The 10,984-nt window shown below is 39.8% G+C and carries 8 protein-coding genes; 3 read left to right on the forward strand and 5 right to left on the reverse strand.

What is annotated here, in order from left to right; translation table 11 throughout:
• Nucleotides 1-49 precede the first annotated feature (49 nt).
• On the forward strand, nucleotides 50-670 hold the full coding sequence (locus MN869_RS03855) for a CatB-related O-acetyltransferase (protein ID WP_005322793.1): 621 nt from the start codon (nucleotides 50-52) through the stop codon (nucleotides 668-670).
• A gap of 233 nt (nucleotides 671-903) precedes the next feature.
• Nucleotides 904-1,341, forward strand: a complete 438-nt coding sequence (locus MN869_RS03860) for a universal stress protein (RefSeq protein ID WP_005322791.1) — start codon at nucleotides 904-906, stop codon at nucleotides 1,339-1,341.
• A gap of 82 nt (nucleotides 1,342-1,423) precedes the next feature.
• On the opposite strand, the gene MN869_RS03865 is transcribed toward MN869_RS03860, so the two are convergent.
• On the reverse strand, nucleotides 1,424-1,924 hold the full coding sequence (locus MN869_RS03865) for a hypothetical protein (RefSeq protein ID WP_241305735.1): 501 nt from the start codon (nucleotides 1,922-1,924) through the stop codon (nucleotides 1,424-1,426).
• Between the two features lie 97 nt (nucleotides 1,925-2,021).
• Entirely contained in the window at nucleotides 2,022-2,342 is a 321-nt protein-coding gene (locus MN869_RS03870; protein ID WP_005322789.1) for an MGMT family protein, read from the reverse strand.
• A 90-nt stretch (nucleotides 2,343-2,432) separates the two neighbouring features.
• Between MN869_RS03870 and MN869_RS03875 the strand changes: the two genes are divergently transcribed.
• The gene (locus tag MN869_RS03875; protein ID WP_004801614.1) at nucleotides 2,433-3,158 is read left to right on the forward strand and encodes a hypothetical protein; all 726 of its coding nucleotides are present in this window, start codon (nucleotides 2,433-2,435) and stop codon (nucleotides 3,156-3,158) included.
• Here the strand turns inward: MN869_RS03875 and MN869_RS03880 are convergent.
• From MN869_RS03880 to MN869_RS03890, 3 genes are all read right to left on the reverse strand, one after another.
• A complete protein-coding gene (locus MN869_RS03880; RefSeq protein WP_005322787.1) occupies nucleotides 3,155-4,891 on the reverse strand; it encodes a CapA family protein in 1,737 nt (578 codons plus the stop codon). The two genes, MN869_RS03875 and MN869_RS03880, sit on opposite strands and share 4 nt — an antisense overlap.
• Before the next feature lie 11 nt (nucleotides 4,892-4,902).
• Nucleotides 4,903-6,576 carry a hypothetical protein gene (locus MN869_RS03885; RefSeq protein ID WP_005322786.1) on the reverse strand — a complete coding sequence of 558 codons (1,674 nt, stop codon included), beginning with the start codon at nucleotides 6,574-6,576 and terminating at the stop codon, nucleotides 4,903-4,905.
• 116 nt (nucleotides 6,577-6,692) lie between these two features.
• Nucleotides 6,693-10,984 (reverse strand): BapA/Bap/LapF family large adhesin (locus MN869_RS03890; RefSeq protein WP_243306881.1); only part of this gene is annotated, 4,292 nt, incomplete at its 5' end.

Here is a 10,984-nt window from a genome sequence, read left to right on the forward strand (position 1 = left end):
TATATAAGAGCTATAATGCTACGGCTTTCTTTTAATATTTTGTCTAGATATGGATCCATTAATCAACTCTCCTGTTAAACACTGGTGCGAGTTCGAATTTATTGCTAAAACAGTAAACAATCCAAATATCCATATCAAAGGCAATTACTCCTATTATTCAGCTTACTGGGATCAGGGTTTCGAACGCTGTGTGGTGCGTTATCTGCATGACAAAGCGGCTACACCTGAAAAGCCAATTGATCAGCTGCATATCGGTAACTTTGTCTGCTTTGGCGCGGAATGCGTGATTATGATGGGTGGCAACCAACTGCACCGCCCTGACTGGATTTCAACCTTTCCTTTTGATACACGTAGCTTTCAACCTGCGGGTGATACAGTCATAGCCGATGGTTGCTGGATTGGCAGCCGTGCCATGATCATGCAAGGGGTGAAACTCGGTGAAGGTGCTGTGATAGCAACAGGTGCTGTGGTCACCCAAGATGTGCCCCCTTATGCCATTGTCGGGGGTGTCCCAGCCAAAGTCATCAAATACCGCTTTCCTGAACAAGACATTGAAAAACTGCTTTCCCTTAAACTTTATGATTTAGATGAAAAGCAGATTTTAAAAATGCGTGAACAATTACAGACGGATGATGTGGATGCGCTGATTCAATTCTTTGAGTGCAATTAAGCCAGCTTTTATAGATAAATCATGATGATACATGCTTTTATTTTTATGGAAATTTCATCTATTCTTAAACTCTTTCAAGCTTAACCATAATGCTATAAATAATAACTATCCCTATAAAAATGCTAGGTTTTATTTTTTTAACAACAGGTTTAATATAGAAATATAGTCTGTATTTTAAACAATTTTTAATCCCGAAATTCAATTCAAAATCATAAATATAAGGAGTATCCCTCATGGCTTATCAAAAAATCTTAGTGGCGATCGATGACTCTGAAATTGCAGCAAATGTCATTCGAGAAGCAGCACAACTGGCCAAAGCCTTAAACAGTGAACTGACGGTTGTCGAAGTGATGACCTTAGATCCTTATCTTGCAGATGCCTATATTCGTATGGGACAAAGCAATGATTTGATTGAACGTGTCAGAGGTTATGTTCAAGAGAATTTAACGAAAGCTGAGCAAAAATTTGAAGAACACGGTCTGACCGTTGCAACCCAAATTCTGGAAGGTTTTTCAGTCCATCAGGAAATTATTGGTGCAGCGCAAAACCTAGGTGCAGATTTGATTATTATGGGTTCTCATGGCCGCACAGGTTTTAAACAATTTGTACTCGGTAGTGTGGCACAGAAAGTTTTAGCAGAAAGCCACATTCCAGTATTAATTGTGCGTTGATAATTCATATTAATCATTTAGATATATTAAAAAGCATGATAAATATTTATCATGCTTTTTAATTGTTTTATTACTAAGCTTTTTATTGAATTGGTTTTGCTTTTTCTAAAACTTCTTCAGAAAGCACATTTGTAGAAACGATTGTTAATGATTGAGCATTGGCTTGAAGATTTTCTTTCTTTAAGTTATTTAGAACAACATTGGTATCTTTTGTATTTAAACTATACATCGCCCCTGTCGCAGGATCGACAATTAACAAGCCAATTACCCCACCAAATAAAATATTCCCGATGTACCAACCATTCATGCTCGAAGTAACTTTGATTTCTTTCTTTTCATAACCTTCTTTTTCAAAGATAACTGTATATCTTTCAGGAACAAAGAAACCGGCTCCACGATTCAGGCTCACGGTTACAGGTGCTTTTCCAACATGGATTTTCTTGCCATCACGATTTAAAATCGTAATATCACTAAGTTCTGGCGTACTTTGGAAAGTCATGGTTTGGGTTTTACCCGAGATAATACTTGCACATCCAGATAAACTCAGTGCGACAACCCCGAAAATAACAGACAGTTTTTTCATTTAAATACCAAAATTATTTCAATGTAACTTTATGTATCCAGATTGTAAATAAACCGTAAATTAATTTCAATATTAATTCTGATCTGTCCAAAACGATTTAAGGCTGCCAAGCAAATATTTTTAAACTGACCTTGCCATTTAATAAATACACCCCTTCTGCTTCTAATAAACATTGCTGAACATTTTCACCTTTCTCATTGATTCGGGTCACACTGATTTTTCCTTGTGAGTTAATCACACGATACCAAGGAATTTCACTGTCTTTATCTAAATGCTTGAGTACATAACCCACTAAACGTGGATGTTTGGGTAAACCAGCCAATTTGGCAATTTGTCCATAACTTGCCACTTTTCCATAAGGAATCAAGGCAATCACTTCTAAAATTTGCCGATGTAGTTCATTGGTATCTTGCACCATACAAGCTCCAAAAATCTGCTAAGATAATCAAAATCATGCGAAAAGCTAGCTTTACAATAATTAAAACGCGACCATTTGAGAGAACAAAAAATGCGGTTAAAAATCACTGCCCTGACGCTATTATGTCTGATCTTTAGTGCATCTTGTACCACTCAAAAAGCCCCGATAAAAAAATTACCGTATCAGTATCCGCTAGATGCAGACCATTTACCTGTGGTCAATGTCAGTTTTATTGTGACCAGCAATCGTCCAGAAGTAAAAGCCCTAGATCGTAAAGCACAAATGTATAAAGAACTGGCGATCTTGAACCAATACTTTGTCGATGAAAATAATCAAAAAATCTTTAAGTTTAAAATTCATCGTTATTATTCCTATCAAGATTTTAGTAAACGCAAATGTGATCTCGCCAACCAATTAAGCCAAGCGAAAGCAATTGTTCCAGACAATCTGCCAAGTGCGGTCAGAACTTGCTTCCCTCGCCGAAAGAGCAAAGAAGTGCTGTTTATTATTTATGATTCTTATGGTGAAAAATTAAAAGATGCTGATATCACCAGTTGGGGATTCCGCAATCAAGGACAACCATTTATTTTGATTGATTGGCAACGTCTGAATTACCAAACCCAAGCTGCCAGTATCCATGAAATGGGACACGCCTTCGGTCTCAGCCATGTTTGTTCACCTAAAGCCACCAAAACCACGCCAACCAATATTATGAGCAGTTATGATTGTCGCTTAGGCAGTGGAGGCTTACGTAATCTGGGATTTAACAAAGAACAGCTGAATATCATGCTCAACAATTACAACCAATATCCTTAAAAGGTGAACTGTAGATAATGGCCTAAATCATCCTGCCCCACACTGTAATTTTCTGGATCTAATTGATGGGTCAATAAGGTTTTCGCTTGTTCAAATTGTAGTTCATCAACACTATGCGGTTGCCAAAAGGTTTTCTGATTATGGGTATAAATCGGATAGAGTTTTAATCGGGATTCTTTTAAATTGATGCGTACCACAGCCCCGTAGGGTAAGGCCTGATATTTTTCAAAATGACCATTGCTATTAAATACCCCATTGCCAATGCCAAAGATGACTGGCTTTTGATAAATGGATTGAATTGGTTGCAGGGTATGAGCGCCATGGCCAATCACCACATCAGCCCCAATCTGAGTCAGGACCTTGGCCAGTTTTTCTTGCTCAGGATGGATCGATTTAAAATCCACACCCCAATGACAAATCACTATAATTTTATGGGTTGGATGTGCCAAACGATATTGCATCAGCTGTTCGAATAAAATCGCATTGAGACAGGCTACCCCAGCACTGTTACCGAGAGCATAAAAATCATACTCCTGATAGGCTGGTCTTCTATGCCAATAGCCATTAAAAATAGCCAGACATTGCTCCTGATCATTTTTAATTTCTAGACATTGATGTGCCTGTTGTTGGTTCTCACCTGCCCCAATAACATCAATCTTGGCATGCGCTAACTGAGTTAAAGTATGTTTTAGACTGGCTTCACCATAGTCTTTTAAATGATTATTGGCCAAACACAAAGTATTGAGATGAATACGATTAAATTCAGCTAAAGTTTCCTGAGCTTTTGCCCCCAAAATATAGGCTTTTCTGCCTGCTAAAATTGAATTCTCTTCAAGATTGAAAACCGCTTCTAAATTGGCAATATTAATATCATCTGGGCCAAAAAATTGTTTAATTGCTTCAAAAGAATGGCGATAACCATAACGTTGCAAAGCATCCTCTATACCTTTGTTTTTTCTTTTTTCGGTATAGAACTCACCCAAATAAGTATCGCCAAGAATATTGATCCATTCAGTTTTGGCTTGCAGCTGTTTAGTTGGCAATAGCCCTTGTTGAAAATAATGATAATACGGGGCTAAATGATCAATTCGATGTAGCTGATCTAATAGTAGAAAAATACCTAAGCTCTGATTTTCATGACGATAAGAAAAAAAGTTATCTCGACGTTGATCTGTCAAATAAATCACTGCATCCAGTTGTGTACAGCTAGATAATGAATGGATCGGAGCAATCTCCTGCCCATTGATCTTGAGTACTTTTACAAAAATCTGCTTCAGCAATTCGATCGGCAGATTAAAGATGGATTCAGCCAAACCATAGAGTTTTTGCAGGGTATTTTTGGTCGCAACAGATTGATACTGAATGTTCAATCCAAACTGCTCTGCCTTACTGGCGATTTCAATTTCTGCCTGTTGCCAATTTTCAAACAGGTGGCAACCCAGCAGCTGTTGTGCAGCATTGTTTGGGCTAAAACTGAGATACTGCAATAACTGTAAAACGGAATTGCTTGAATTCCAGATCAAATCAGGCTGATCACTTTGCTTCGCTTGGAAATTCGCATCAATAATTATCCCATCTTCAAGTAATAACCGACCTTCAACCACCGCCTCTAAAGCTAAATACAATAAAATCCAAGCAGAGCAATCCCCTACAATTTCTGTCTGCCAAACAGGAGATTGAAAGTCTTGATTGCCTATCTGGCTGATGATTTTGATTTCTTGAGGTGTACTCATCAATTTCACCCTCAAACTTCCGTTTCAAAGTGCTGAACATAAGCAACATAACCTGAAAGATTATGTTCTTGGTCATCAATCCGTACACGGAAACGATCATGCCGTACATAGAAGGCATTCAAGATTTTATCTGGTCGTGCCATATACATGGCCACTTCTGGATAGAAAAATCCTGTGCGCTGAAACTCAGCCCGAAACTCAATCAACTTTTTTAAATCTTCAAATTGTGCCTTTTCGAACAAATGTCCTAAACCCAGTGCTCGAATTCGGAGAACCATTTGGTAAGCTGCCATCATCATTTCCAACAAAGTGGCATAGGCCGTTTTACGGTTACGGATAAATACCAGATGCCTTAAATAATTATTCAGACCAAACTGAAAATATTTTTCTTCGGGGCAAATTTTGGTCAACTCATTGCTACAGTAGCTGAGCCAGTGATCATGATAACGATCATATTTTTTTTCAATGAATCGTTCAAACATGCATTTGACGGTTTGCAGTAATTTTTGCTCTGCATGAAGTTGATAAAGACGTAATAAGGCCAAGGCTGCTTCGCCATCATAATAAATGATGCGGAATTTCTCTTTAATCTCATAGCTTGGGTAATGCAGTACATGTGTGGTTTCACCTGCATCATTGACCAGCGATAAAACTCCATTGGCTAAGGCCTGTGCGTGCTCCAAATAGCACTGATCCCCTGTGATTTCCTCATACTTTGTGAGCATTAAAATTGCGGCGGCATTGGCACCTAACTTGATTTCATCTAGACCAGTGGCTTCATTGCCATCCAGCATATAGGCCAAGTTCGCCTGTTTCTCGATATAGAAATGCTGCAAAGCATAATCAATCGCCAACTGAATTTTTTCGATAAAAACGTGATGTGATTGAATTGCTAAAGTTTCGAGCAAGGCATACACCGAGGTACAATGCCGAACTGTGTTATAGCTTCGGATTTCACGATCATAGGCGGGGAAAAAACCATAAGCGAATCGCCCATCCTGCTGGATTTGCTGATAGAGAAATTGCGCATTCCCTGCAATCATTTTTTTAAAATGCTGCTTTTTCGGTTCCAGTAGATAACGCACACCATTTTCAGTGAACTGACTGTGCAAAGGAATCAACTGCCCTGCCTCATAAATCACAGCATAAGTATCAAACGTCCACAGCTGTTGAAGTTCCTTAATTTTGATGTTGTGTTGCTGATTCGGATATTTTCTTAAAAGGCTATTATTTAAGTTTTTTTCATCAAGAAAATTAGGGCTGTTATAGCTCAGCGCACGAATAATCGCTCTGCCATATAACTCTTGCTCTAAGAAACAACAGTTAAAATCCGCATCGAAACTGATTCCTTTCCGATAATGATTATTATGGAATTGGTTTTTTAAAGTCTGTTCAAGATTTTGCCAATTTTCTTGTTGGATATGAAAGGCAATATCAAATTTTAGAAATGTAGGCAGCTTTTCAGTTACAGCGATGTGTTGCTCAAGAAAATTTAATAATTGCATTTGAATATCAGCAAAATCTGAGCAGGCTGAATTCCAGACTTGGCAACGTTGCGTGTGTTCTCCATAGGAACAGAAAATCACCGCTTTAGACACATCAATATGCGGCTGTACCTGCTTAAAAAAGTGTTCACTCAGCAAATGTGTCAATTGTTCAAGTGCTGAAATCGTTGTAATGCTCATATCTTTGGTTTTTAGAATTTTTAAGTGTTTTACACACCATATCACATATTTTTATGATCTTCTCAAAATGAAAAAGAGAACCCGAAGGTTCTCTTTTTTAAAGTGAAGGATTTGAATTAGTAAATGATTTGTCCATTATTCAGTAAATCATTCAGTGTCAATGTTGCTGTCGGGTGATCTAAATGAATCGTCAACAACTGAGTACTTGAATAAGTAAGACCTAAACCATCACGATCTACACTAATAGTCGCACTTTGAGTCGAAGCATCATAGTTAACCGATACATACGAACCAATCGTTAAGCTATTTGGCGTACCGAGTAATAAGTTACTAATATCAATCTTGTCTGCTTGACTATCAGTTGCCACATTACCTAAATGGAAGTCTGTCCAAGTATCCACACCACCACCTGTGGTATTACCACCTGTTGCATTTACCACATTCGCTGCAGTGAGCGTATTGTAAATCAAGGTATCCGAGCCATTACCAAGTGTGAAGGTATCATTTGCAGAAGTACTGACTGCAAGGCTATTCAACTCTTGACTCAAATGAATCGTTAACGTGCTGGTAGACTCAGCACCAGTCACAGAGACCGGTTTGTAGTTAATCGAATCAAAGGTTGCATTCGCTGCACTATCAAATGCTTTGTAGTAATACGAACCATCATTGTAAAGATACAATGTACCTTCACCTGTATTGATTGCTTGACCTGCTGCAATTTGGTAATTGCCCGGTGATACTTCCACATACAATTGCGAAGCATCTTTGATATCTGCCACTCCACCTGTTGTATCGCCTAACAAGATATTGCCATGAATCCAATCTGTTAAGCTGTCTGGTGTATATTGATTTAGATGTGTCACAGCAGTAGATACTTGCGTATCAATAGTGACCGAACCGACAGCAATTGTTGTCAGTGTATATGACACTCTATACAGACCTGCTTCTAGATGAGAAACTTCTTCATTTAGAATCGTACCGCCTAAACCTAAAGAAGCCAACGCAGTTTTTGAACCTGAATACACTGTATTCACCCACGTTACACCATTATCATTAGATTTTTGAATCACATAACTTACAGTAGGTCCAACTCCTAGACCTGATTGGAGGAAGGCCTTAATTGCAACATCATTGACTGTATTCGCTGCTACAGTAAATGAATCAGAGTTCACGGTACGACTACCAATCAAAGTTACTGATGGATTTGGAACTGATACATCCACAGCCGCATCAGTGACTTGTTTCATGCTAATCGTTGCATCATTGCTATCCGCATTCGCGACTGGTGCAGGGATAACAGCATCTGCGCCAGGGTTAGCAATATTCCAATTAATATCCACATCTGGCGAACCAATTTGGATATGTAAGTTTGCAGTATCAGTTCGACCTGTGACAGGATCGACCACGGTATAAGTAAAGCTATCTACTTTACCAATATTCAGAGTATTCGCAGTCGCTTGATAACTATAGCTACCATCTGAGTTAATGGTTAAGCTACCGTATGCACCGACAATAACAGTCGCTAAGCCTGTGCTTACACCCGCTGTATTACCATTTTCAGCTGTCACCGAAGTCACAACCGTTGTGGTCGTAATATAGTCTGGGGTATAGCCAGGGCCATACACACCTGAATTATTATCTGCGAGCACATTGCCTGTGATTGGATCTACCACCAATGTCGGTACTTGAGTAATGTCACCATGATTCAAGGTGATATCAGCAGTGACGTTACCAAGCGCTGTAAGAAGTGTATTACTCTCCATAAACAATTCATAAGTACCCGCACCAAGGTTATCCACTTTGAATTTCACTTCAGAACCAAAGATACCGAGTAAATCAAGGATGCCCGCATTAGAACTATCCGCAATCACGGTACGCGTACCATCTGGATTAACTCGAGTTAACACCACATGTAAACCATCGACAACTGTGGCAACTGAACCAAAGTTCACAGCGAAGATTGCTTCTGTGACATGCCCAGGGGCAACCGTGAACTGTGCTGTACCCTCTTTAGCCCCAATCACAAGACCACCAACACCGAGTAACCAGCTGTAGCTGATTGCATTATCAAAGAACTGAGTGGTCGTTGGATAAACCAGATCAATCTCAGCTGACGCAACGTTATCCATTGCATCTACAGGTACTGGACCAGTAATCACAGCAGGTTGAGATGGATCTGCTGGATTCCAAGTCATATCGACACTACTACTATCCAAGTGAACATATAGAATAGCTTGTGAAGTATTACCTGTCGCTGGATCTTTTAAGGTATAGGTAAATTCATCAACTTTACCAAGATTTAATCCATTGGCATTTGGTGTGTAGGTATAGTTACCATGTTGATCAATGACCAAAGTACCATAAGTACCTACAACGGTCGTTGTACCTGTTGCACTTACTGGATCACTATTCACCATTGAGATAATGGCATTGTGACTTGCTGCATCAACAGCACCATTTAGACCAACATCTTTAATGACGTTACCAGAGATAGGATCAACTGAATATCCAGCGATCACATATGGATTATAAACATCCATTGTACCTGTTAATGTTCCACCTAAGCCAACACCCAACAAGCCTTCATAACCGACAAAGGCACGATATTGACCTGCTTCCAGACCTTCAATCACTGCAGTTGCCACCCCACCAATGAGGGATAGATCAACCAATGTCGCCTGTGGATTAGTGCCTCCGATAGAGACCCATTGTCCTGTCGTTGCATCGTATTTTTGAACAACTAATGAATAATCACTCAAGACATTTGCAGTCAGTAATCCACTGAATGTAAATGTTGCAGTTCCTTCACGATCTGCATCGACATTAAATGCAATTGTGGCATTACCTAACAGTTGTAAATTCAATCCAGCCAGAGAAACTGCGGCTAGATAACTTGCACTACCTAGTGCAACATCATCGGCAACCAACAAGGCTTCTGGATTAATTTCTGCAACAGCAAGGTTATCTGCTGCTTTCACAGAGCTTAATTGGATGTTCAATGTCGCTTGAGCTAGATCACCCGTTGCTGAATCTCTTAAGACATAGGTAAAGTGATCGACTTGGCCAATCCCTGCCGCAGCTGAGTTCGGTGTATAGACATATGAACCATCAAGATTAATGACCAAAGTACCATAGGTACCAGTAATCACAGTACCATCTGCTAATACAGCTTGATTATTGACTGTATGAATAACAGTTGTTGGTGTGACCACATCGACCTGACCACTATCATTAATATCTGAAATCACATTACCAGTGGCAGTTTCTGTATAGAATCCACCAATTTGAGTGGTATCGTAGATATCCATTGTCGCAGTTAAGGTACCAAGTAAGCCGATACCTGCAAGGCCTGTATAGGTCATGAATGCACGATATTGACCTTCCTCAAGACCATCTAGAGCTACACCAGGCGTAGAACCTAATAAAGTCAGTTTGATGATATCGGCTTGACCACCACCATACACCGAAGTCCACTGACCAGTCACTGGATCCAATTTCTGAACCACAAGTGAGTAATCAGCCAGTGCATTCACACCAATCAGCGCGCTATAGGTAAATGTTGCATTACCTTCATTATTTGCTGCAACGCTAAAACTAATGGCTTCCGAACCTATCTGTAAATCAAGTCCAGCGAGTGAAACAAGTGCTAAATATGTTTTACTACCGAGCGCCGCATCGTCCTGTACCAATAATGGTTGAGGAGCAAGAACTGCTGTATCAAAGTTGTCATAGGCAATAATCGAGCTGCTTGCAAGCGTATAAGTTTGCGTACCTTGAAGATTGCTACTATTACCAACCGCATCGGTAAAGGTTGCTGTTGCTTGGATGGTTAGATCAGCATCTAGCGCAAGTTGACCACCTGGTACTCCAATACTCCATGTATTGGTAAGCAAATCAACATTTGCAGTGTAATCTATACCATTTACAGTCACTTGAACTGTAGTCGTTACCGCATCAGTTGGAATCGTCAATGTACCTGTAATCGTTACCTGACCAGATGCTTCAATTGCATCGAGAACATTGTCTCCAGTAATTAAATCAATCGCAATCGCAGCAGTGTTGATATCTGGAGGTGTAGTATCAATATTGATTGATGAATTAGCGCTATCAATATTGCCCTGTGCATCGACTGCTTCTGCATGAATCGCTAATGAGCCATCAGCCAAGACTGCAACTGCTGCTGTGATATAGCCATTCACTAGATCTGCTGCAGTCACCGTGAAGGTATTACCGTTCACAGTCACCACCGTACCAATCACTGCATCTGGTCCCAATGCCACACGTGCATCGAAGCTACCATCTGTACCTAACTCAGTCGCATTCAAGATGCCGTCACCGTTTAAGTCGTCTGGTACTGTGATTGCACCAATCAAGTCAGCTGGTGATGTATCCACCGTAATGGTCACAT

The sequence above is a fragment of the Acinetobacter sp. NIPH1876 genome (assembly GCF_022808535.1).
Taxonomy (GTDB): domain Bacteria; phylum Pseudomonadota; class Gammaproteobacteria; order Pseudomonadales; family Moraxellaceae; genus Acinetobacter; species Acinetobacter higginsii.

Excerpts from the sequence above, each read along its gene's own strand:
- MN869_RS03855 (WP_005322793.1), top strand. The coding sequence starts at position 50 with ATGGATCCATTAATCAACTCTCCTGTTAAACACTGGTGCGAGTTCGAA.
- MN869_RS03860 (WP_005322791.1), top strand. The coding sequence starts at position 904 with ATGGCTTATCAAAAAATCTTAGTGGCGATCGATGACTCTGAAATTGCA.
- MN869_RS03865 (WP_241305735.1), bottom strand. The coding sequence starts at position 1,924 with ATGAAAAAACTGTCTGTTATTTTCGGGGTTGTCGCACTGAGTTTATCT.
- MN869_RS03870 (WP_005322789.1), bottom strand. The coding sequence starts at position 2,342 with ATGGTGCAAGATACCAATGAACTACATCGGCAAATTTTAGAAGTGATT.
- MN869_RS03875 (WP_004801614.1), top strand. The coding sequence starts at position 2,433 with ATGCGGTTAAAAATCACTGCCCTGACGCTATTATGTCTGATCTTTAGT.
- MN869_RS03880 (WP_005322787.1), bottom strand. The coding sequence starts at position 4,891 with ATGAGTACACCTCAAGAAATCAAAATCATCAGCCAGATAGGCAATCAA.
- MN869_RS03885 (WP_005322786.1), bottom strand. The coding sequence starts at position 6,576 with ATGAGCATTACAACGATTTCAGCACTTGAACAATTGACACATTTGCTG.